Origin of the sequence: Pseudoalteromonas sp. CST2, assembly GCF_028599385.1 — a bacterium.
Taxonomy (GTDB): Bacteria; Pseudomonadota; Gammaproteobacteria; order Enterobacterales; family Alteromonadaceae; genus Pseudoalteromonas; species Pseudoalteromonas atlantica.
The window spans coordinates 13495-38185 of the sequence record NZ_JAQREO010000020.1 but is presented as its reverse complement, the minus strand read 5'-3'; the positions used below and the strand labels follow the sequence as shown (position 1 = coordinate 38185).

Sequence of the window (24691 nt, the reverse complement as noted above, 5' to 3'; positions counted from 1 at the left end):
ATAATTTCCAGTTTGAGACACTAAAACAATAATGAGAGTGCCTTTAATAAAGTATGAACAACATTTAATTTACGCACTCATAATAATTAATGAGTACCTTTTGCACATTCCAGTACACCTTAGCACCAAACCAGCTATATTTTAACCAACCGTTTGTAACCGAGTTAAATTTTTCGTTGCATTTTAATTTTAAAGCAAGCACACTGGTCGAAATGCAAACTCATCGTACCAGTCTTAGTTCGTCAACTAGGGAGAATAATAATGTTATATAAAAGCGATTCCTTTGAAGTTAGCTTCCTAAAGGAAAACATCGCCGAGTTTAAGTTTTGTGTTGCAGGTTCTGTAAACACACTATCTCAGCAAACTCTTTCAGATTGTGCAGCAGCATTAAAAGAATTAGCGTCTAATTCTGATATCAAAGGCATGATTTTTACCAGTGATAAAGATCACTTTATTATTGGTGCAGATATCTTCGAATTTTTACCAACATTTACTAAACCAGAAGAAGAATTAGTAACGTGGATCAAAAACGCAACCGACGTTTTTGACGCAATCGAAGACTTACCATTCCCAACTCTTAGCGCTATAAATGGCTTGGCACTTGGCGGCGGCTGTGAGTGGGCACTTGCTACCGATTATCGCGTTGCAAGCGAAGCCGCTAAAGTGGGCTTACCAGAAGTTAAACTAGGTATAATGCCTGGTTTTGGTGGCACAGTGCGCTTACCACGCATTATTGGCGCAGATAACGCCATGCTTTGGATCACCTCAGGCAAAGAAAACCGTGCTGCTGACGCCCTAAAAGTAGGTGCGTTTGATGCGGTAGTTAGTGCTGACAAACTTTTAGAGTCAAGCCTAGCAACACTTGAATTAGCAATTGCCGGCAAGCTAGATTGGCAGGCAAAACGCGATGTTAAACTTCAGCCACTTAAATTAAACCGTGTTGAGCAAGGCATGAGCTTTGCGATGGCAGAAGGTATGGTAATGGGTAAAACCAAAGGCCACTATCCTGCTCCGATTATGGCAGTTCGCACTATTAAAGCAGCGGCCAACTGTACTCGCGATGAAGCAATGGCAATCGAAAATGCTAACTTTGCAAAACTTGCGCGCACTAACGAAGCAGCTGCACAAACCGGTATTTTCTTAAATGACCAGTTTATTAAAGGTAAAGCACGTAAGCTTGCTAAGCACAGCGATGTAGAAATTAAACAAGCGGCTGTATTAGGCGCAGGTATTATGGGCGGCGGTATTGCATACCAGTCAGCTTATAAAGGCACACCAATCATAATGAAAGACATCCAACAGGATGCGCTTGATTTAGGTATGGGCGAAGCATCTAAACTACTGGGTGCAAAAGTTAAACGCGGCCACATGCCAATGGAAAAAATGCTGGCAACGCTTAGCAAAATTAAACCAACGCTTAACGATGCCGACCTACAAAACGCCAACATTATTGTTGAAGCGGTTGTAGAAAATCCTAAAGTTAAGCAAGCCGTATTAGCTGACCTTGAAAAGAACATGCCTGAAGGCACGGTACTTACATCAAACACATCGACTATTTGTATAGACTTACTTGCAGAAGCACTCGATAAGCCAGAAAACTTCTGTGGTATGCACTTTTTCAACCCAGTGCCAAAAATGCCATTAGTAGAAATTATCCGTGGTGCAAAAACCTCCGATAAAACAATTAATGCAGTTGTTGATTACGCTCTTAAACTTGGCAAGTCTCCAATTGTTGTAAACGATTGCCCAGGCTTTTTTGTAAACCGTGTTTTATTCCCTTACTTTGCAGGCTTTAGCAAATTAGTTGTTGAAGGCGCTAACTTTGCAAAAGTAGATAAAGTAATGGAAAACGTATTTGGCTGGCCAATGGGCCCGGCTTACCTGCTTGATGTTGTAGGTATTGATACGGCGTATCACTGTACTGGCGTAATGGCTGACGGATTCCCTGAGCGTATGGCACGCGCAGAAAAAGATCCGGTGACCGTTTTTGCTAACGAAAAACGTTTTGGTCAAAAGAACAAAGCAGGTTTTTACAAGTACGAAACAGACCGTCGTGGTCGTCTTAAAAAATCAAGCGATGCAACAGCAGTTGAGCTACTAGCGCCAATTACTGATGCACCGAAAGAATTTGATAAACAAGAAATTATCGACCGTTGTATGATCCCAATGATCAACGAAGTACTACTTTGTTTACAAGAAGGCATTGTTGCTTCTCCTCAAGAAGCTGATATGGCCCTTGTATACGGCGTTGGTTTCCCTCCATTTAGAGGCGGCGCGTTCCGTTACTTAGATCAAACAGGTTTAGCTAACTTTGTTGCAGCAGCAGACAAATATGCTCACCTAGGTGCGATTTACCAAGTATCAGAGCAAACTCGCAAATGGGCCGAAGAAGGTCGTGTTTTCTATAAGGTGGAAGGTTAATATCATGAATAATCCAGTAATTGTAGATTGTATCCGCACACCAATGGGTCGCTCAAAAGGCGGCGTATTTAAAAACAAGCGTGCGGAAGATTTAAGTGCTCACCTTATGAAAGGGTTATTAGAGCGCAACCCAGCAGTTGACCCTGCATCAATTGACGATATTTATTGGGGCTGTGTACAGCAAACATTAGAGCAAGGCTTTAACGTTGCACGTAACGCATCACTGCTTGCAGGTATTCCACACTCAGTACCAGCTACAACCGTTAACCGTTTATGTGGCTCGTCTATGCAAGCATTGCATGACGCAGCTCGCGCAATTATGACAGGCGCTGGCGACACTTACCTAATTGGTGGTGTTGAGCACATGGGTCACGTTCCTATGACTCACGGTAACGACTTTCACCCAGGCTTAGCAACTTCAATTGCACAAGCATCTGGCTCTATGGGTTTAACTGCAGAATACCTTGCTACTATTCACGGAATTAGCCGCCAGCAGCAAGACGAATTTGCATACCGCTCACATCAACGTGCACATGCTGCAACAGTTGAAGGGCGTTTCCGCCGCGAAATTTTAGCAATGGAAGGTCACGCAGCTGATGGTTCTTTAATTTTAGTTGAAGATGATGAAGTAATTCGCCCTGAAACAACGGTTGAAGGTTTATCTCAGCTTCGCCCAGTATTTAACCCTGCCTCTGGCTCGGTTACTGCGGGTACATCTTCTGCACTTTCTGATGGCGCATCAGCCATGTTAGTAATGAGCGAAGAGAAAGCAAAAGAGCTTGGCTTACCAATTCGTGCACGCGTTAAAGCAATGGCTGTTGCCGGTTGCGATCCATCAATCATGGGTTACGGCCCAGTACCAGCAAGTAAAAAAGCACTTGCACAAGCTGGTATTACTATTGATGACATTGACGTAGCAGAGCTTAACGAAGCATTTGCAGCACAATCACTGCCTGTACTTAAAGACTTAGGTTTAGCAGACGTGGTTGATGAAAAAGTGAATTTAAACGGCGGCGCAATCGCACTTGGCCACCCACTAGGTTGTTCAGGTTCGCGTATTAGCACCTCGCTTATACACTTAATGGAAGACAAAAATGCAAAATATGGTCTAGCAACTATGTGTATTGGTTTAGGCCAAGGCATCGCGACTGTATTTGAACGTGTTCAAGACTAATTATTAGCTTAAACATGTAAACCATCTTGGTGATTAAAAAGGCGAACTAGCGCAAGTTAGTTCGCCTTTTTTTATGCCACCAGCTTATTGCTGATATGAATAATGTGATCGGGTGTATTAAATTTAAACCAGATTATTTTTTACTGTATTACGCTTACCCGTTATATGCAAAACAGTTAACCAAACAGATTAATTGCGCTAAACTACCCGACCAAACCAAGCCGCGACTATTTTTACAGGTAACTTTTTATGAGCTTTGATAATCCCGATCACCAATTAGACGCCATGGGCCTACGCTGCCCAGAACCTGTAATGATGTTACGCGCTGCAATTCGTAAGATGAACGACGGTGAAACGTTATTAATTACCGCGGATGACCCATCAACCACTCGCGATATTCCAAGTTTTTGTACGTTTATGGATCACACGCTGGTGGCTACAGACGCCGATGAAGCACCGTATAGGTATGTGGTGAAGAAAGGGCTTTAAGATTTGAAAGTTGGTTTAGTAAGTTAGGTTATTTTTGAATATTTAACGCATCGTTAAGAACTTAAACCAGATGTAGGTTGGGTAGAGTTTACGAAACCCAACTTGTTTTATAACACCGAAATTTTATTCATCATACAAAGTGGTTGAATCATTATTGCACTCCCAATCTTGGCTTAGTTTTGATTTTTTAACGTATTGATGAAAGCTTGAAAATGGCCAATCACTCACTTTAATAACATGGTTATGTTTCACCGGGTTGTAGTGAATATAATTAATATGATTATTTAAGTCTTCTTCATCTCTAATTTTATGTTCCCAATAGCGACGCTGCCAAATCCCGCGCTCTCCTTTCGCTATTCGACTTTTATTACAAAACTCTGTTGCTGGCAGCTCTCGAGAAAAACCTGATTTTATAAGTCGCCAACGCATTGCGTAATTACTATCACCTTTAGGTAATTGCCAAATAGCATGAAGGTGATCGGGCATGATAACAATTGCAATCGTCTTTATTGGATGCTTTTTTGCCACCTTTGAATATACACGGCGTAATAACTCTATATTTTCCACAAGCAAAGGCTGAGATCTATCTTCTAAATTTACCGTAAAAAAATAACATGCGCCCGCCTCTAACATACGTTTATAACGCATATTTTTATCCATAAAATAAACAGATAAATAAGAGTATAGATTAGTTTTGTTAATTATAATCAAGACAAGTTTACGTAACTCAACGTATTTGATAACCACCAGCACAGTTTTATTCGCCGCATATGTTGGGTTTCGTTTCACTCTACCCAGCCTACTTAAAATCTACTTATCCATTATCGCGCTTTTGGTTTACGACTGTAATTAGACTAACTAAGCTCATTAATTTGATTGTATATTTATAGCAATCAATAAAAATTATTATTGATGTACGTTGGGTTGAGTTTTACGAAACCCAACGTATTTGATAACCAGCAGAACAGTTTTATTCGCCGCACATGTTGGGCTTCGTTTCACTCTACCTACAACATCCTTGTCATAAATCTATAAACCCACTCGGGCAGCTAAAAGCTGACAGCTCCCAGCTAACAGCTATTTCTTATTAATCGTCACTTTCGGCTTATCGTAGTCACTGTAATCAATACTTACTATGTATGTACCTTTTATTGCAGGCGAGTAACTGAAGTAGTTATAAATAGTATTGCAGTCTGCAAGTACGGGTTGGCCGAGCGTTAGTTTTTGCCCTGCAGGTTGTGAGTCGCTATAGCCGCAGTTATAGCCTTCACTAAAGTCGGCATCGGCTATTTTAAATTCGTACACTTTACCTGGGGTGCTAAATTTAACTTCTGCTTGGTAAAGCGCGCCGCCCACAGGCATAAACTGGTACTGAGGCTCTGCATCCCAAAGAGTAAAATCGCCCCTTAGGTAAATTGTTTTATCCAGCTCTTGCTGTGGCAGTACGTCGTTAATAGACACTTGGCTAGTACACGCTGTGAGTAAGCCGGCTATGGCAAGCGTTAGAATTCGTTTCATTGGTATCATTAATGGGTATCCTTCGTTCTGTTAAAACTAAAAAGCCAGCAATACGCTGGCTTTTTATTGGCTTAAGCGGTGTTATTTTTGTAGTACAGATATATCTGCAATATCTAAAAATAAGCGGCTTAACTGGCTTAATAGTGCGAGGCGATTTTGCTTTACAGCTTCATCGTCGGCCATAACCATGACGTTGTCAAAAAAGTTATCAACACTTTGGCGAATACCCGCCAATTGGCTTAATGCCTCTTGGTAGTTTCCATCGGCGTAAAGTGGTGCAAGCTCAGTTGCAAATTTTGCTACTTGTGATGCTAATACTTTTTCAGCGTCATCGCTTAATAGGCTCTCATCAACATCACCTTCGGTGGTAATGTTATTTTTAGCTAGTATGTTACCTACACGCTTATTCGCTGCTGCAAGCGCTTCTGCGGCGTCTAACGTACGGAAGTGGCTTACTGCTTTAACACGACGGTCAAAGTCAGTAGGTTTAGTAGGACGACGTGCCAGTACTGCTTGAATAACATCTACTTCAATGCCTTCGTCTTGATACCATGCGCGGAAGCGCCCTAGCATAAAGTCAAATACGTCGGTTGATACATTTAGGTTAGTAAGCTTTTCGCCAAACAGTGTTTGTGCTTTTGCTACTAGGTCTAAAATATCAAGCGGTAGCTCTTTTTCTACCATGATACGCAGTGCACCAATGGCAGCACGACGAAGTGCAAATGGGTCTTTGTCACCTTTTGGTGCTTGGCCTATACCAAAAATACCCACCAGCGTATCAAACTTATCTGCAATTGCTACTGCACAGCTGATTAGGTTTGTAGGTAAATTGTCACCCGCAAAACGCGGCATGTATTGCTCGTTTTGTGCAATAGCTACATCTTCTGCTTCGCCATCAAAGCGTGCATAGTGCATACCCATTACACCTTGCACGTCGGTAAATTCCATTACCATTTCGGTCATTAAGTCTGTTTTACTTAATAGGCCAGCACGTTTTGCAAGGTCTTTGTCGGCGCCTAGTTGCTCTGCAATGTAGCCGGCAAGTTCGCTAATACGTACAGATTTATCTTTAAGCGTACCTAACTGCTTTTGGAATAAAACAGTATCAAGTGATTCTAGGCGGCTTTCTAGGGTTTTCTTTTTATCTGTTTCAAAGAAGAACTGCGCATCAGCTAAACGTGGGCGCACTACTTTTTCGTTACCAGATATAACCACACTTGGGTCTTTACTTTCGATGTTAGATACAAACAAAAACTTATTTAAAAGTTTGCCGTTTTGATCTAATAGCGGGAAGTATTTTTGATCGTCCTTCATGGTGTAAATTAGCGCTTCGGCAGGTACATCTAAAAATGCTTCTTCAAATGTTGCCGTTAACGTTACTGGCCACTCTACTAGTGAAGTAACTTCTTCTAATAAGTCTTCATCCATTGCAACAACCGCATTCACTGCGCTTGCCGCTTCTTCTATTTGTGCACGGATTTGCGCTTTACGTTGTTCGTAATCAGCAATAACGTAGGCTGATTTTAATACGTCGAACACGTCATCTGCATGGTTAATGGTGATTTTTTCTGGATGATGAAAACGGTGGCCTTGTAACTGATTAGTTACTTGCTTACCTAAAATTTCGCCTTCAATAAGTTCATCACCAAATAAAATAGTTACGGTATGAACTGGGCGAATAAATTGTGTTTTATTCGCGCCCCAACGCATTGGCTTAGGTATTGGCAGCTTTGCTAACGACTTTGCAATGGCATCGCTCATCAGCGTTTTGGTTTCTTGTCCTGCTACTTTAGCAATATGTAAAAGCCAAGCGCCTTTATCGGTCTCAAGAGTTTGTGCTTCACTTACGTCAATACCACAACCACGTGCCCAACCCATTGCTGCTTTAGTTGGGTTACCTTCGCTATCGAACGCTGCTTTAGTTGCAGGGCCACGCTTTTCTACTTCTTTATCTTGCTGCTTTGCTTCAAGCGCTTTTACTTGTAAACCTAAACGACGAGGTGATGCATACCAGCTTACGCCTTCATGCTCAAGCTCTAGTGTTTCAAGCTCTGCAGTTAAGTTTGCGGCAAAGGCTTCTGCTAATTTGCGCAGTGCTTTTGGTGGCAGCTCTTCGGTGCCAATTTCTACTAATAAATTTTGTGCTGACATGCTTACTTATCCTTACACAGCGGGAAACCAAGCGCTTCACGTGCATCGTAATAACTTTGTGCACACGCTTTTGATAACGCTCGAACGCGTAAAATATAACGCTGACGTTCGGTTACTGAGATTGCATGGCGCGCATCGAGTAAGTTAAACGCGTGCGATGCTTTCATTACTTGCTCGTAAGCAGGCAGTGGTAAATTTGCTTCAATTAGCTTTTGGCTCTCAGCCTCACACTTATCAAACTGGGCAAATAAATCATCTACGTTTGCGTGTTCAAAGTTGTAAGTAGATTGTTCTACTTCATTTTGATGGAATACATCGCCGTAAGTTACACGCCCTAATGGACCGTCTGCCCATACTAGGTCGTAAATACTGTCTACGCCTTGAATGTACATTGCTAAACGCTCTAGGCCGTAAGTAATTTCACCGGTTACAGGAGAGCACTCTAAGCCCCCTACTTGCTGAAAGTAAGTAAACTGCGTTACTTCCATACCGTTTAGCCAAATCTCCCAACCTAAGCCCCAAGCGCCTAGTGTTGGCGATTCCCAGTTATCTTCTACAAAGCGTACTTCGTGCGTTAGGGTATCAATACCCATTGCTTCTAATGAGCCTAGGTAAAGCTCTTGAATGTTATCTGGTGATGGCTTTAAAACTACCTGAAATTGGTAGTAATGTTGTAAGCGGTTTGGGTTTTCGCCGTAGCGGCCATCGGTAGGACGGCGACACGGTTGTACGTATGCGCTCGACATTGGCTCAGGGCCAATAGATTTTAAGAATGTTTGCGGGTGAAATGTCCCTGCGCCCACTTCCATATCAAGTGGTTGAATAATGACGCAGCCTTGCTGCGCCCAATAATCCTGTAAAGCCAGGATCAAACCTTGAAAGGTTTTAACGTCATATTTTTGCATATTTGGCTTTTTACTATCTGAAAGTAGCGTGAAAATTACCCTCAGTATACCTTGTGCACACGCAGGTTTTAAGCAGTTTGTGCGGTTGTTAAAATAAAAAAGGAGCCATTAGGCTCCTTTTAAGATGTAAGTATAATTTTTTACACGTCTAAGTTAACTACGCGAAGTGCGTTGGTTTCTATAAACTCACGACGAGGCTCAACTTGATCGCCCATTAATGTTGCAAACAATTGATCTGCCGCTACAGCATCTTCAATTGTTACTTGTAACATACGACGAGCTGAAGGATCCATTGTGGTTTCCCACAGTTGGCTAGGGTTCATTTCGCCTAATCCTTTATAGCGCTGAATATAGATCCCGCGCTTAGATTCTGCGATCAACCATTCTAAAGCATCCACAAAGTTATCAACAGGTTTTGTTTTCTCACCACGTTGAACATATGCGCCTTCTTTTAAGATGTTTGCGATCTTCGTGCCAGTCACAGCAATGCGTTGGTAGTCACGTGATGCAATAAAGTCGTAATGTAATACGTGTGCTTTATCCACACCGTGCTGACGAATATTCACAACCGGGAAGTACAAGTTGCGCTCTGCATCATGCTCAGTACCCGCATGGAAAATTGTCGCATCTTCATCACGTTCAACTAAGTCATCAACAAGCTCTTTAGTCCACTCAATTACTTTAGCTTCGTTAGATAAGTCTTCTACTTTTAACTCGCTTTGGTAAATCAAACGTTCCATTACCGTGTTAGGGTATTTACGCTTTAAGCGCTCAATGACTTTAACTGTGTTTTGGTAATCTTGTACTATTTGCTCAAGCGCTTCACCTTCAATTGCACTTGCATCTTCGCTTGTGTAAAGCGCTGCATTATTTAGTGCAAGTGATGTTAGGTACTCAACAAGTGCAGGATCGTCTTTAATGTAACGCTCTTGCTTACCTTTTTTCACTTTATAAAGTGGCGGTTGTGCAATGTAAATATAACCACGCTCAACAATTTCTGGCATTTGGCGATAGAAGAACGTTAGTAGCAATGTACGAATGTGAGAACCATCCACGTCCGCATCGGTCATGATAATGATGCTGTGGTAACGTAGTTTTTCTGGGTCATATTCATCACGGCCAATACCACAACCTAGGGCTGTTATTAGCGTTGCTACTTCTTGTGAAGAAAGCATCTTATCAAAGCGTGCTTTCTCTACGTTCAAGATTTTACCTTTAAGTGGTAAAATTGCTTGGTTTTTACGATTACGACCCTGCTTGGCTGAACCGCCAGCTGAGTCACCCTCCACTATGTATAGTTCAGATAATGATGGGTCTTTTTCTTGGCAGTCTGCTAATTTACCAGGTAAACCTGCTAAATCCATAGCGCCTTTACGACGAGTCATTTCACGGGCTTTACGCGCCGCTTCACGTGCTCGTGCTGCATCAATAATTTTACCAACAACAATTTTGGCATCCATTGGGTTTTCTAATAAGAAATCAGAAAACTTTTCAGCCATTGCTTGCTCAACCGCAGATTTAACTTCGCTTGATACTAGCTTGTCTTTAGTTTGTGATGAGAACTTAGGATCAGGTACTTTAACACTTACAACCGCTGTTAAGCCTTCACGCGCATCATCGCCCGTTGCATTACTGGTTGTTTTAGCTTTTTTGTTAAAGCCTTCTTTTTCCATGTAGTTATTAAGTGTACGTGTTAGCGCAGATCTAAAACCGGCTAAGTGAGTACCACCATCACGTTGTGGAATGTTATTAGTAAAACAGTAAATGTTTTCTTGGAAGCCATCGTTCCACTGCATTGAAACTTCAACGCTAATACCATCTTCTTCACGCTCGTGAGTAAAGTGGAATACACCTTTATGTACTGGTGTTTTATTGCGGTTTAAGTATTCAACAAACGCTTGAATACCGCCATCATATTTAAAGTGGTCGGTTTTATTTTCTTCGCGTTCATCAGATAAGATGATGCTTACACCAGAGTTCAAAAACGAGAGCTCACGTAAACGCTTGGCTAAAATATCGTAATGAAAATCAAGGTTTGTAAATGTTTCTGCACTTGGCCAAAAACGCAGTTCAGTACCCGTAGTGTCAGCATCGCCAATAACAGCTAATGGAGCGTTAGGTACGCCCATGCTGTAAGTTTGCTCGTGCAATTTGCCTTCACGACGAATAGTAAGAGTTAGTTTTTCTGATAATGCATTTACTACCGATACACCAACACCGTGTAAGCCACCTGATACTTTATAAGAGTTATCATCAAACTTACCACCAGCATGAAGTACCGTCATGATAACCTCGGCAGCAGACACACCTTCTTCTTCATGGATAGAAGTTGGGATACCACGACCGTTATCTCTTACAGAGACTGAACCGTCTAAGTGAATCGTTACATAAATATCATCACAATGACCTGCTAAGGCTTCATCGATAGAGTTATCAACGACCTCAAACACCATGTGGTGTAAGCCTGTGCCATCATCGGTGTCCCCTATATACATTCCAGGACGCTTTCTTACTGCGTCTAATCCTTTAAGTACTTTAATACTCGACGAATCATAATTCTCAGACATGGTTAATCCCACTTATCTTGTTATTAGGTTGCCATGTTTCACGTGGAACATTTGTAGTTCTCGTTGCATGGGTTCCACCACAGCAGAAATACTTTCAGACAAAATTGAAGAAATAAAAATTTGAGAACTGCAATGAGCCAATAATTGCCCCACTTTCTCTTTTGTATCCTCGCCTAACTCTGAAGGTAGATCATCTATTAGCAATATAGATTGCTTATCTGTCTCTGACTCAATTAAACTATTTTGCGTTACTTTTAACGCATAAAGCAATAACTTCAATTGACCGCGTGAAAACGTATTCTCTACGGTGTTGCCAGCGACACTAAAACTAAAATCGGCCTTATGAGGGCCTTTACTTGTAAAACCTTGGCGAGCGTCTCGCTCAAAGTTTTGCTCTAATGCATCACTTAAAGACTCACTGCCTTTCCAACCTGCATTAAAGTTGATTTCTAAATCGCGTATAAGCGTTAATTCTGCACACATTTTATCAAAAAACTGCTGCTTAAACCTACTTATATACGCCATTCTTAATTTATTTATTTGTTCTGCCAGTCTAACAAATTCTTTGTCCCAAAACCTAATTTGGTCAAAATAATTCTTTGGCTTACTTTTTAATAATGCATTGCGTTGTTTAAGCACTTTATTAAACGACTGCCATAAGTAAAAAAACTCATGTTCCACGTGGAACAAACCCAAATCTAAAAACTTACGTCGCTCTTTTGGACCACCAAAAAACAATGAATAGCTTTCGGGTGTAATAATTTGCACAGGCATTAACTGTGCAAGTTCAGAGATTTTTCTACTGGCTTTGCCTTGTATTTTTAAATTAGTTTCACCACTTTGGGTTTTACTAATCCCAATAGGAATAGACAAGTCGTGTAGCGCTTTGCGGCCGTGTATTACAAACTGATCTTGCTGATGTTGAATAATACTTTTATGTTTAGGTGTTCGAAAAGATTTGCCGTGAGAAAGGTAATAAATAGCCTCTAAAAGGCTGGTTTTTCCGCTGCCGTTTTCACCATAAATTATATTAACGCCGTTGACTGGTTCTAGCGTCAGTGCCTCAATATTACGAAAATACTTGAGGCTCAAGTGACTTAAACTCATTTATAATGGGTATCTTATAATCGCATAGGCATAACCACGTACATTGCTTCTTCATCGCCCGCACCTTCAATAAGTGCACTGCTGTTTGAATCTGCTAATGTAAATAGTACATCTTCTGTTTTTAATGTATTTAGTACATCTAATACATACGATACATTAAAACCAATTTCTAGCTCATCACCCTCATACATTACTTCTACTATTTCCTCAGCCTCTTCTTGCTCAGGGTTATTAGCCGTAATTTTAAGTAAGCCATTGGCAAGGTTTAAACGCACACCTCTAAATTTTTCGTTAGATAAAATAGACACACGTTGAAACGCATTACGTAACCATTCACGGTTAGCGGTAATTACTTTATCTCCACCACGAGGTAATACGCGGCGATAATCAGGGAAGCGGCCATCCACTAACTTACTTGTAAAAGTAAATTCCACATCGATAATACGAATATGGTTAGCGCCAAATTGAATAGTAACTAATTCTTCATCGGCAACCATAAGGCGCATAATTTCTTGCACACCTTTGCGCGGTATTATTAATTGGCGCTGCGTATTTAACGATTGGCCTAATTCTTTTTGCGCTATTGCCAAACGGTGGCCATCGGTGGCCACTGTTTTTATGTCGGTATTATCTACTTCAAACGACATGCCATTTAAGTAATAACGAACGTCTTGGTTAGCCATTGAAAAATGCGTGCTTTCAAGTAATTTACGTAACTCTAAACGCGTTAGCTGAAACTCAACCTCGCCATCCCACTGCTCTAAATTAGGAAAGTCTTCCGCGGCAAGCGTTGTAAGTGAAAAGCGGCTTTTACCACTGGTTAAAAGCAGTTGGTGCTCTTGTAAGCTCAATGTAAGCTCAGAACCATCAGGCAGGCTTTTACAAATATCGAGTAATTTTTTAGCAGGTAGCGTTAACTTTGTATCGGCAATATCATCACCAACAAAAACACCTGCAACTAGTTCAATTTCAAGGTCTGTGCCTGTCATTGAAAGTTGCCCGTTTTCTACCACTAACAATACATTAGATAATATAGGTAACGTATGTTTACGTTCAATCGCACCCGATACTTGCACTAATGGCTTTAAAAATTGTTCTCTTGAAATGGTTATTTGCATAATAAAGTCAGCCCTAAGATGACAACGTTCTTATTAAATTTTGATAATCTTCTTTTATTTCGTGGCTTTCATCACGAAGTGATTTAACCTTTCTACACGCATGTAATACCGTGGTGTGGTCACGTCCACCAAATGCGTCACCAATCTCAGGTAAGCTGTGATTAGTTAATTCTTTTGATAATGCCATAGCTACCTGACGCGGCCTCGCGATAGAGCGGCTACGGCGCTTAGATAACAGATCTGACACACGTATTCTGTAATACTCAGCCACAGTGCGCTGTATGTTGTCTATAGTGACAAGCTTATCTTGTAGTGCCAATAAATCGCGCAGCGCTTCTTTTACAAAGTCGATAGAAATTGGGCGTCCGGTAAAATTAGCATTAGCTATTACACGGTTAAGCGCGCCTTCTAATTCACGTACGTTTGAGCGTAATTTTTTAGCGATAAAAAAAGCGACTTCGTGCGGTAAATTAATTTTACTCTGCTGCGCTTTTTTCATCAAAATGGCAACACGCGTTTCAAGCTCTGGCGGCTCTATAGCAATCGTTAAACCCCAACCGAATCGAGATTTAAGCCTGTCTTCTACGCCCTCAATTTCTTTTGGGTAGCGGTCAGAGGTTAAAATAATTTGCTGATTACCTTCTAATAATGCGTTAAAGGTATGAAAAAATTCTTCTTGTGAGCGCTCTTTATTAGCAAAAAATTGAATATCATCAATCATTAGCGCATCAACACTACGGTAATAACGTTTAAATTCTTCAATGGCGTTATTTTGTAGTGCTTTTACCATGTCTTGCACAAAACGCTCAGAATGCATGTAAACAATTTTAGCATCGGGCTTGTTAGCCATAATGCCATTACCTACTGCATGTAATAAGTGAGTTTTACCTAAGCCTGTGCCACCGTAAATAAATACCGGGTTAAAGGCAGAGCCAGGGTTATCTGCAACTTGTGTTGCAGCCGCTTTTGCTAGCTGGTTAGATTTACCCTCAACAAAGCTGTCAAAGGTATAGTTATCTTTTATATTAGATTTATAGCCTGATTTAGGCGCAGGCTCTACTGCTGCTTTTTGTTCTACAGGTTGCTGTTTAGCAGGTGCCTGTGAACTAGGTGATGCAGGGGCTTCAACACTTGGCGCCGCCGCTTGAGTATTTAGTAGTGGTTTACTACCTACATCAAAACGTAATTCGGGCGCTTCATCACCACAAATTTCTACCAGTAACTCATTAATACGGTTTAAATACTTTTCTCTTACCCAATCAAGAACAAAGCGATTAGGTGCGTAAATCGTTAAGGTATCTTCGGTACTTTCTGCTTGTAGTGGTCTTACCCACATACTGAATTGTTGCGAAGGCAACTCATCTTGCAATACATATAAACAACTTTGCCAAACCGACAGATACACAGTTAAACTCCCAGAGGTATAATTTTTATTCCCGCACATCAATAATGATTAAAAATCATGCATTTATTGCGTTCAATTGGCCAGCTACCCGACCCAAGACCGGGTATTATGAAGGCACTTTATCCACAAGTAAAAGATTGATTTTTATAAAATTGTTGATATCAGTGTATAAATATCTTAACAGACTGATTTATAGCGACTTTTATTTTAAAGCCTGATGACAGATCATAACAAAAACACACTGAGATCGCGAACCAATTTTACGATCTAAATGAGTTTTCCCATGCTTTTATTCACTTTTTAAACACCAGCTGTGGAAAACTTCTTAATTATGATGATCCTAGTTGATCACCCTACTTTATTACGATCCACATTCTTTTAGTCAGTCTCGGCCATTAATTCGCCTTTTTGCGCAAAAGCAGACCATTTTGCTTTAAAATTAATCCATAAATATCAAGCCAGCGTACAAAAAATGTAATAAACACGGTGTTTACAGCGCAATTATGATTGACTTTAAAGTGCTTAATCTATAATATCTCGCGCTCGCAATGGCACCTGTGCCAGGATCGCGACCTGCATAGGATGTTTTAACTTTAACCGATCGGATGAGATTGTTATGAAAAGAACTTTTCAACCTAGCGTTTTAAAACGCAAACGTGCACACGGCTTCCGTGCTCGCATGGCAACTGTAAATGGCCGTAAAGTATTAGCACGTCGCCGCGCTAAAGGCCGCAAAGTTCTTTCTGCTTAATATATAAGTGGAAGACTTTAGCTTTGGCAGGGAGTTACGTCTGTTAACTCCCTCGCATTACTCTCGCATATTTAATGAACCCGCTCGGGCTGCAACTCCTTTATTTACTCTTTTAGCTAAACCTAATGACCAAGATAAACCTAGGTTAGGACTCACTGTTGCTAAAAAACGTGTAAAAAAGGCATGCCAACGAAACCGTATTAAACGACTCGCTCGCGAAAGTTTTCGTTTAAATCAAAACACCATCGATAATATCGATATTGTGCTTATGGTAAAAAGTGGTATTGATGAGCAGTCTAACGAAGAAATAACCAAACAACTTACAAAGCTGTGGCGTAAAATAAATGAACGCTGCAAACCTGGTGCACCTAAACCACCACCTTTTAAAAAACGCCCAAACAAATCAGCTAAATCTAATAAACAAACCCGATAGCAATAGAATTGCAGGGTTAATTAGGGTATCTTTAGCTCACCTTTTAATCATGCGTTTAAAATCTCTAATTGAGCCTTTAAATACATGGTATCTATTCACTAAATATACGCAGGGGTATAAACACCATGAGGTTACTTAAACCACTTGTTGCTATTCCAAAGCGTTGTTTAGTGTTATTTATCCGCGGTTATCAAATGTGGATAAGCCCACTACTAGGCCCGCATTGTCGTTTTAATCCAAGCTGCTCTCATTACGCTATTCAAGCAATTAATTTGCATGGATTTGTAAAAGGGAGTTGGTTAGCACTTAAACGCATATTAAAATGCCATCCTTTACATTCAGGCGGAGAAGACCCCGTTCCTGAAAAATTAACCCGTATTAACCACCAACACGAGAAATAAGAGCTGTTATGGAATCGCAACGCACGTTTTTATTAATCGGTTTAATGTTAGTGTCGTTTTTATTATTTCAAGAATGGAATAATGACTACAACACACCTAAAGCCGATCCTAGTGCCACTACACAAACACTAAACACAACGTCACCAGAGTCAGATGATTATATACCGTCATCGTCAGATTCAGGTTTACCTGCTTCGGCTACCGCTGCTAAACGTTCAGTTATTGACATTACGACTGACGTTTTCAAAGTAAAAATAGACACCAAAGGCGGTGACATTGTTGAAGCAGACTTACTCCAATACGAAGAAGTAAAAGGTGAAGAAACACCATTTATGCTTCTAGGCGAGTTTGATGGCAATCAATACTTCTCACAAAGTGGTTTAATTGGTTTAAATGGCCCAGACGCATCAGCGAATGGTCGCCCTACTTACCAAGCAACGCAAAAAGCCTACACGCTAAGCGGTGATGAGCTACGTGTACCACTTACCTATGTTGATAGTAATGGCGTTAACTTCACTAAAACATACGTATTTAAAAAAGGTCAATACGATGTAGGCCTTGAGTACACAGTAAATAATGCTACAAGTGCGCCAGTGCAAGTACAGCTATACACGCAAATTAAGCGTACCGTACAAGAAAAAGGCAGCTTAGTAGATCAAAACTATTTAGGTGCAGCTTACGGTACTGATGAAGAGTCGTACGAAAAATACAGCTTTTCAGATATGGCTGACAAAAACCTAAATAAAAACACCCAAGGCGGTTACGTTGCATTTATTCAGCATTACTTTGTAAGTGCATGGGTACCTAAGCAAGACGAAACACACACGCTTTACAGCTTAATTACTAAAAGTAATGCCGCTATTATTGGTACAAAAGCAGCGCCTATAAATGTACAAGCCGGCAGCGAGCAAACTCTTAATGCGACTTACTACATGGGTCCTAAAGAGTCAGATATTCTTGAAGCGATTCACCCAGATTTAGACCTGACTGTAGATTACGGTTGGTTATGGTTTATTTCGCAACCTTTATTTGTACTTCTTAAATGGCTACACAGTATTTTAGGTAACTGGGGTGTTGCTATTATTGCCATCACTATTATCGTTAAATCGTTAATGTACCCGCTTACTAAAGCGCAATACACGTCAATGGCAAAAATGCGTGCCCTTCAGCCTAAAATGGCTGCCCTAAAAGAAAAATATGGTGATGACCGTCAAAAGTTCGGCCAAGCTACTATGGAAATGTACAAAAAAGAAAAAGTTAACCCTATGGGTGGCTGTTTCCCTATTTTGCTACAAATGCCAATTTTCTTAGCGCTATTTTACGTATTCTTAGAATCAACAGAGCTGCGCCATGCAGAGTTCATTCTTTGGCTAACTGACCTATCTACAAAAGACCCATATTACGTATTACCAATATTATTTGGTGCAAGTATGTTTGTGACGCAAAAACTACAACCAATGACGGTTACCGACCCAATGCAGCAAAAAATGATGACCTTTATGCCGGTTATCTTCTCTGTATTCTTCTTATGGTTCCCATCTGGTTTAGTACTTTACTGGTTAGTGTCTAACCTTATTTCTATTGTCCAGATGCTTATCATCTACCGTGGCATGGAAAAGCAAGGTATAAAAGTAAGAGGCTAGCTTAACGGCTACTCATATAAAGGCGACTTAGGTCGCCTTTTTTATTGCCTATTTTTTACCACAGCTATTCGCTACCAATAAATGCATAGGTTACAATAGCGCCATTAAAGTTACTCTCGTTGGCAAATAAATAGCATGATCAATCAAGACACAATTGCAGCACAAGCGACCGCTCCTGGGCGTGGTGGCGTAGGTATAATTCGGGTTTCTGGCAGCCTTGCTAAAAGCGTGGCCGAAAAAATAATAGGTAAAGTACCTAAGCTTCGCTATGCCGACTACGTTCCTTTTAAAAGTTTAAGCGGCGAGCAACTCGACCAAGGTATCGCTATTTATTTTGCAGGGCCAAACTCATTTACCGGCGAAGACGTACTTGAACTGCAAGGTCACGGCGGCCCTGTTGTACTCGACATGCTAATAAAAGAAATTAGCCAAATAGAGGGGGTTCGCTTGGCTAAGCCTGGTGAGTTTTCTGAGCGCGCCTTTATGAACGACAAGCTTGATTTAACCCAAGCAGAGGCTATTAGCGATTTAATTAATGCAACCTCAGAGCAAGCAGCTAAAAGCGCACTACAATCGCTACAAGGTGAGTTTTCTAAACACATTGAAACCCTAGTAGAAAAAGTTATTCATTTACGTATGTATGTAGAGGCAGCCATTGACTTCCCTGATGAGGAAATTGACTTTTTATCCGATGGCAAAGTGTCGGGCGATTTAGATGCCATTATCAGTCAATTACATACAGTAACGAGCCAAGCTAAGCAAGGCAGTATTATGCGCGAAGGTATGCGCGTTGTTATTGCTGGGCGCCCTAATGCAGGTAAATCAAGCCTACTTAATGCCTTAGCAGGACGCGAAGCTGCTATAGTAACCGAAATAGCCGGTACTACTCGCGACGTACTACGTGAGCACATTCATATTGATGGTATGCCACTGCATATTATCGATACCGCAGGCCTACGTGAAAGCCCAGACCGCGTTGAACAAATAGGAATAGAGCGCGCGTGGGGTGAAATAAATCAAGCTGATCGCGTGTTGTTTATGCTTGATGGCACCGACACCACCGACACCGACCCACACGCAATTTGGCCTGAGTTTATGGCAAAGTTACCGCAAGGAATGGGGGTTACCGTTATCAGAAATAAAGCCGATTTATCGGGCGATGCAGTAGGTATGGATGAAAACCAACAATACCCAGTAATTAGTTTAAGCGCTAAAAATGCGCAAGGTATTGAGCTTGTACGCGACCACTTAAAAGCTTGTATTGGCTTTCAAGGCGCAACAGAAGGTGGATTTATGGCGCGTCGCCGCCATTTAGATGCACTTGAACATGCGGCCTATCACTTAGATACTGGTAAAACGCAGTTAGAAATGCACGTAGCCGGCGAAATATTAGCCGAAGAGCTACGCTTAACGCAGCAGTACTTAAACGAAATAACCGGTGAATTTACCTCAGACGACCTACTAGGCAAAATATTTAGCTCGTTCTGTATTGGTAAATAACTCGCTAAAGCAGCATAAAATAACACTTACTTTAGGGCACATTAGTGCCCTTTTTTATGCCCGGTATAAAAATTTAAAAAGCAAAAATGGGGCTAAAATTAAATAAAAACGCGCCTGATTTTAGCGTATTCAACTCACCTGTTTAATCTCTTACAGTATAAAAATACACCACGTTAAGCGCGTAATTGGCGCTCTACATAGCTTAAAAAAGTACCAATATGACGCCAAAAAGCATCCTTAAGTAGATCGTTTTAACTACGGTTTGGGAATTTATAAGCAAAAGTAACCGGTACTATTAAGGCCAACACCCACGTTTTTAATTGATCCACCAGCAAAACTCCTCGCTGAACTTGAAAAATAATAAAACAAGTTAAAAAAGGTTATCCACAATCGCCTACTTTATGGCTAATAAATCAAAAATAGCGGCACATTTATAAGCTTAAACCATCACGATCTATAATAAAGCGTGGTTTATTACACTTATTTTCACTTTTTTAGGGCAGATCTGCTTAATCAGATCGTTTTTAAAAATTATTTTTGATCGCCTTTTTAAGTTATCAACAAGATTACTATCCACATTATGATCAACAACAGCTTAGCTATATAAAAACGTGGGCTGGTGGCCTCACTTATAATAAAAAATCAATGAGTTAGCTTTATTTAGATCTACAAAACATACTAGTTAAGCAGAGCTTTCCCCAACCTTATCAACAACTTGATCAGAAGATTACATTTAAATAGTTTTTGTTAATTCATTTATATTCAATAACTTATATAAGCAATTACAACAAAGAGTAAAAACAACTCAAAAATAGTTATACAAAATTACAAAGGTTTTCTTTACTGCAAGCCTAACTCAGTTATCATAGCGGGCAAATAAGTAATGTGTGATCAGTTTAAATATGAGTTCTGTAAATATAATCGTTGGTAGTCAAATGGGATCTGCAGAATATGTAGCAGAACAACTATGTGATGAGTTAAATAACCAAGGTATAAGTGCTGAACTACATGATCAACCTAATTTAACTGATATTGATCAACATAATACAATCTGGCTTATATGCACATCGACCTATGGCGCAGGCGATTACCCCGACAATCTTTTACCATTTATTGAGCAGCTAAATCAGCAAAGTGACTTATCTGCAATTAAATATTCAGTCATTGGTTTAGGCGATACCAGCTACGACACCTATAACCTTGCTGGGCGTAATATAAATAGTTTAATGGCCAGTAAAGGCGCAACATGCATAGCGCCAAGGCTTGAATTAAATATTCTTGATGAGGCATTACCCGAAGATACCGCCCTAGAGTGGTTAGATTCGTGGATAGAGAAAACACAATTAAAGTAATATGATCGATTAAAATGCATAAACAAAGTTACCCACAATTTACTAATAATTTAATAGCTTTTGTGGATAACCGCTGATCAAACTGCGTTTTTAAGCATGCTTATCCATGGGATAAGATCCAATCGATATTGGGCTGTGTATAAACCCCCCTTTTGATCAGAGCTTATTTGCCTGATGATCCGATCATATTAACACCTTTAGATCTGATCTAATTTTATGTTTTAAATGAATAAATAGAGCTTATCAACAGAAAACCCGATCACTAGTAGTAATAGTATTAAAAGATCTCTTTAAAAGATCCTTTATATTATAAGTGATCAGTGACTTAGATCTTGCCCACTGTTTAATCATTTATCTTCTGCTAATTTCTAGGTAGAATACGCTCCCTTTTGAAGTTTACTGGTTTGATTAAGTAGGATCCCATTAATGATTTTTCACGAAAAGTTTGACGTTATCGTAGTAGGTGGTGGACATGCAGGCACTGAAGCCTCATTGGCTGCTGCACGTATGGGGATGAATACCCTGCTGCTAACTCATAATATGGATACACTTGGTCAAATGTCTTGTAACCCAGCAATTGGTGGCATAGGCAAAGGCCATTTGGTTAAAGAAATTGATGCGCTAGGCGGTGCTATGGCACAGGCTATTGATAAAGGCGGTATTCAATTTCGTACCTTAAATTCTTCAAAGGGACCTGCTGTTCGTGCAACTCGAGCACAAGCTGATCGCGCTTTGTACAAAGCTGCAATTCAAAACACATTACAAAACCAAGAAAACCTAAAAATATTTCAACAATCGTGTGACGATCTTATCGTTGAAAACGACAAAGTTGTTGGCGTAGTAACCCAAATGGGATTACGTTTTAGCGCACCTAGTGTTGTATTAACCGTAGGTACTTTCTTAGGTGGCCAAATACATATTGGTTTAGAGAATTTTAAAGGTGGTCGTGCAGGCGATCCCCCTTCAATTGCACTTGCTGATCGTTTACGTGAGTTACCTTTTAGAGTAGACCGTTTAAAAACAGGTACTCCACCACGTATTGATGCCCGTACAGTTGATTTTAGCAAGATGCAAGAACAACCAGGTGATGCGCCTACACCGGTATTTTCGTTTATCGGTAAACAAAGCGATCACCCACAGCAAATACCGTGTTATATCACCTACACAAACGAAAAAACCCATGAGGTTATTCGTAACAATTTACATCGCTCGCCTATGTACTCTGGCGTAATTGAAGGTATAGGACCACGTTACTGCCCTTCAATAGAAGATAAAATTGTGCGCTTTGCTGATAAAGACAAGCACCAAATATTTGTAGAGCCTGAAGGTTTAACATCGTACGAGCTTTACCCTAACGGTATTTCAACCAGCTTACCTTTTGATGTGCAGTTACAAATTGTGCAATCGATAGATGGTTTCGAAAACGCACATATTTGTCGCCCTGGTTATGCTATTGAATATGATTTCTTTGACCCACGTGATTTAAAACAGTCATTAGAAACCAAGTTTATAGACGGATTATTTTTTGCAGGCCAAATAAATGGTACTACTGGTTACGAAGAAGCCGGTGCACAAGGTTTAATAGCCGGCATGAACGCCGCTTTACAAGTACAAGGCAAAGATGCATGGACTCCACGTCGTGATGAAGCGTATGTGGGCGTACTAATAGATGACTTAGCAACGCTTGGTACAAAAGAACCGTACCGTATGTTTACTAGCCGTGCGGAATACCGTTTATTATTGCGTGAAGATAACGCTGATATTCGCTTAACAGAAAAAGGCCGTGAACTTGGTTTAGTTAACGATGAGCGCTGGCAGGCATTTAACGAAAAAATGGAAGTGATCGAAAAAGAGAAACAGCGTATTAAAGAAACCTGGATCCATAAAGATCATGCTGTGGTTGATCAAGTAAACGCCTTATTAAAAACACCGCTTACTCGTGAAGCAAGTTTAGAGGATCTACTTCGTCGTCCAGAAATTCGTTACGACGATTTAATGGCTATTGATGGGCTTGGATCTGAGTTTACAAACCAAGCTGCACTTGAACAAGTTGAGATCCATACTAAATACGCAGGCTACATTGCGCGCCAGCAAGATGAGATCAATAAACAGCTTCGTCATGAAGAAACCATTTTGCCTAAAGAGTTCGATTACTCAACGGTATCGGGTTTATCAAACGAGGTAGTTGCTAAGTTAACAGATGCGCGTCCAGACACAATTGGCCAAGCTTCTCGTATTTCTGGTATCACCCCAGCGGCGATTTCGCTATTATTAGTGTATCTGAAGAAGCAAGGCTTATTACGCAAAACTGCGTAATGGTAAAGGTAAACTGTGTTACAGCAACAATTAACAACATTGTTAGCGCAAACTGATATTGCGCTAACCGAAAAACAACAACAGCAATTAGTTAAATACGTTGAGTTACTAAACAAATGGAACAAAGCGTATAATTTAACGTCTGTACGCTTACCAGAAGAAATGATGATTAAGCACATTATGGATAGCTTAGTTGTTGCACCTCATTTACCCGGTCATCGTTATATTGATGTAGGCACAGGTCCTGGCTTACCAGGTATTGTATTAGCTATTGCACTACCTGATACGCAATTTGTATTGCTTGATAGCTTAGGCAAACGCGTTCGCTTTTTAATGCAAGTTAAACACGAGCTCGGGCTAAATAATGTCACCCCTGTGCAGTCAAGAGTTGAAGAATATCAACCAAGTGTTAAATTAGATGGCGTACTAAGTCGTGCGTTTGCTTCACTGCAAGATATGGTTGATTGGTGTTCACACTTAATTGATCACTCAGGCAAATTTATAGCGCTTAAAGGTGTGTTTCCTAGTGAAGAGCTAGAGTCGCTTCCTGAGGGTGTAAAATTTGAAGATAAAATCTCGCTAGTAGTGCCTGAGCTTGATGCACAACGACATTTAATTATTCTTTCTAAAGACTAGGGATCAGAGACATAGTGGCAAAAGTCATCGCATTAGCAAATCAAAAAGGCGGCGTTGGTAAAACAACAACGGCTGTTAATCTCGCTGCATCTATGGCTGCAACGAAGCGTAAAGTGCTGTTAATAGATCTCGACCCCCAAGGCAACGCTACGATGGGTAGCGGTGTAGACAAATATGGCGATGTCGCCACCATTTACGATTTACTCATTGAAGAAAAACCAATGGATGAGGTGATAATCACTGAAACCTCGGGTGAGTATCATATGATAGCGGCCAACGGCGATGTAACCGCAGCCGAAGTAAAGTTAATGGAATTGTTTGCACGCGAAGTACGCCTTCGTAATGCGCTTGAAAAAATACAAGATAAATACGAATTTATTTTTATCGACTGCCCGCCTTCACTAAATATGTTAACAGTAAACGCCATGGCTGCTGCTGATTCTATTTTAGTACCTATGCAATGTGAATATTATGCGCTTGAAGGGTTAACCGCATTAATGGACACTATTACGCAACTTGCAAAGTTAGTTAACCCTAACTTACAAATTGAAGGCATTCTTCGTACTATGTACGATCCGCGCAATCGATTAGCAAATGATGTATCAGAACAATTAAAACAACATTTTGGCGATAAAGTATACCGCACCGTGATCCCACGTAATGTGCGTCTTGCCGAGGCACCTAGTTTTGGTGCACCAGCAATGTACTACGACCGCGCATCAAGTGGCGCAAAAGCCTACTTAGCACTTGCGGGCGAAATGCTACGCAGAAAAGAAAAAACAGCGCCGGTAGTCGCCTAACTTT

General features: G+C 40.6%; 20 protein-coding genes. 12 read left to right on the top strand and 8 right to left on the bottom strand.

Annotation, left to right across the window (positions count from 1 at the left end; translation table 11 throughout):
* Positions 1–261 precede the first annotated feature (261 nt).
* From fadB to tusA, 3 genes are all read left to right on the top strand, one after another.
* Positions 262–2421 carry a fatty acid oxidation complex subunit alpha FadB gene (gene fadB / locus PSH41_RS18890; RefSeq protein ID WP_273589932.1) on the top strand — a complete coding sequence of 720 codons (2160 nt, stop codon included), beginning with the start codon at positions 262–264 and terminating at the stop codon, positions 2419–2421.
* A 4-nt stretch (positions 2422–2425) separates the two neighbouring features.
* Positions 2426–3595: an acetyl-CoA C-acyltransferase FadA gene (fadA, locus tag PSH41_RS18885; protein ID WP_004588050.1), complete on the top strand. Its 1170-nt coding sequence runs from the start codon at positions 2426–2428 to the stop codon at positions 3593–3595.
* A gap of 249 nt (positions 3596–3844) precedes the next feature.
* Positions 3845–4084, top strand: a complete 240-nt coding sequence (tusA, locus tag PSH41_RS18880; RefSeq protein WP_004588051.1) for a sulfurtransferase TusA — start codon at positions 3845–3847, stop codon at positions 4082–4084.
* Positions 4085–4207: 123 nt separating this feature from the next.
* On the opposite strand, the gene PSH41_RS18875 is transcribed toward tusA, so the two are convergent.
* The 8 genes from PSH41_RS18875 to dnaA form a co-directional block, all read right to left on the bottom strand.
* Positions 4208–4732 (bottom strand): REP-associated tyrosine transposase, encoded by a 525-nt coding sequence (locus PSH41_RS18875; protein WP_248452300.1) that lies wholly within the window; start codon positions 4730–4732, stop codon positions 4208–4210.
* Between the two features lie 429 nt (positions 4733–5161).
* Positions 5162–5611, bottom strand: coding sequence for a hypothetical protein (locus PSH41_RS18870; protein ID WP_273589931.1), 450 nt, complete (start codon positions 5609–5611; stop codon positions 5162–5164).
* 72 nt (positions 5612–5683) lie between these two features.
* Entirely contained in the window at positions 5684–7753 is a 2070-nt protein-coding gene (glyS, locus tag PSH41_RS18865; RefSeq protein ID WP_273589930.1) for a glycine--tRNA ligase subunit beta, read from the bottom strand.
* 2 nt (positions 7754–7755) lie between these two features.
* Positions 7756–8658, bottom strand: a complete 903-nt coding sequence (gene glyQ / locus PSH41_RS18860) for a glycine--tRNA ligase subunit alpha (protein WP_004588055.1) — start codon at positions 8656–8658, stop codon at positions 7756–7758.
* 140 nt (positions 8659–8798) lie between these two features.
* Complete coding sequence (gyrB, locus tag PSH41_RS18855; RefSeq protein WP_273589929.1) at positions 8799–11225, bottom strand: DNA topoisomerase (ATP-hydrolyzing) subunit B; 2427 nt, start codon at positions 11223–11225, stop codon at positions 8799–8801.
* 12 nt (positions 11226–11237) lie between these two features.
* Entirely contained in the window at positions 11238–12332 is a 1095-nt protein-coding gene (recF, locus tag PSH41_RS18850) for a DNA replication/repair protein RecF (protein WP_273589928.1), read from the bottom strand.
* A 14-nt stretch (positions 12333–12346) separates the two neighbouring features.
* On the bottom strand, positions 12347–13450 hold the full coding sequence (dnaN, locus tag PSH41_RS18845) for a DNA polymerase III subunit beta (protein WP_004588058.1): 1104 nt from the start codon (positions 13448–13450) through the stop codon (positions 12347–12349).
* A 13-nt stretch (positions 13451–13463) separates the two neighbouring features.
* Positions 13464–14855: a chromosomal replication initiator protein DnaA gene (gene dnaA / locus PSH41_RS18840; RefSeq protein WP_004588059.1), complete on the bottom strand. Its 1392-nt coding sequence runs from the start codon at positions 14853–14855 to the stop codon at positions 13464–13466.
* Between the two features lie 616 nt (positions 14856–15471).
* Here dnaA and rpmH point away from each other — a divergent pair.
* From rpmH to PSH41_RS18795, 9 genes are all read left to right on the top strand, one after another.
* Positions 15472–15606: a 50S ribosomal protein L34 gene (gene rpmH, locus PSH41_RS18835; protein WP_004335215.1), complete on the top strand. Its 135-nt coding sequence runs from the start codon at positions 15472–15474 to the stop codon at positions 15604–15606.
* A gap of 7 nt (positions 15607–15613) precedes the next feature.
* Complete coding sequence (gene rnpA, locus PSH41_RS18830; protein WP_273589927.1) at positions 15614–16039, top strand: ribonuclease P protein component; 426 nt, start codon at positions 15614–15616, stop codon at positions 16037–16039.
* Between the two features lie 125 nt (positions 16040–16164).
* Entirely contained in the window at positions 16165–16440 is a 276-nt protein-coding gene (yidD, locus tag PSH41_RS18825; protein WP_004588061.1) for a membrane protein insertion efficiency factor YidD, read from the top strand.
* A gap of 8 nt (positions 16441–16448) precedes the next feature.
* Complete coding sequence (gene yidC, locus PSH41_RS18820; RefSeq protein ID WP_273589926.1) at positions 16449–18083, top strand: membrane protein insertase YidC; 1635 nt, start codon at positions 16449–16451, stop codon at positions 18081–18083.
* A gap of 135 nt (positions 18084–18218) precedes the next feature.
* Positions 18219–19583: a tRNA uridine-5-carboxymethylaminomethyl(34) synthesis GTPase MnmE gene (gene mnmE, locus PSH41_RS18815; protein ID WP_273589925.1), complete on the top strand. Its 1365-nt coding sequence runs from the start codon at positions 18219–18221 to the stop codon at positions 19581–19583.
* Between the two features lie 902 nt (positions 19584–20485).
* A complete protein-coding gene (mioC, locus tag PSH41_RS18810) occupies positions 20486–20935 on the top strand; it encodes an FMN-binding protein MioC (RefSeq protein WP_273589924.1) in 450 nt (149 codons plus the stop codon).
* A gap of 426 nt (positions 20936–21361) precedes the next feature.
* Positions 21362–23251 carry a tRNA uridine-5-carboxymethylaminomethyl(34) synthesis enzyme MnmG gene (gene mnmG / locus PSH41_RS18805; protein ID WP_054983815.1) on the top strand — a complete coding sequence of 630 codons (1890 nt, stop codon included), beginning with the start codon at positions 21362–21364 and terminating at the stop codon, positions 23249–23251.
* 15 nt (positions 23252–23266) lie between these two features.
* On the top strand, positions 23267–23887 hold the full coding sequence (gene rsmG / locus PSH41_RS18800; protein ID WP_096042524.1) for a 16S rRNA (guanine(527)-N(7))-methyltransferase RsmG: 621 nt from the start codon (positions 23267–23269) through the stop codon (positions 23885–23887).
* A gap of 14 nt (positions 23888–23901) precedes the next feature.
* Positions 23902–24687: a ParA family protein gene (locus PSH41_RS18795; protein ID WP_004588067.1), complete on the top strand. Its 786-nt coding sequence runs from the start codon at positions 23902–23904 to the stop codon at positions 24685–24687.
* The last annotated feature ends 4 nt before the right edge of the window (positions 24688–24691 follow it).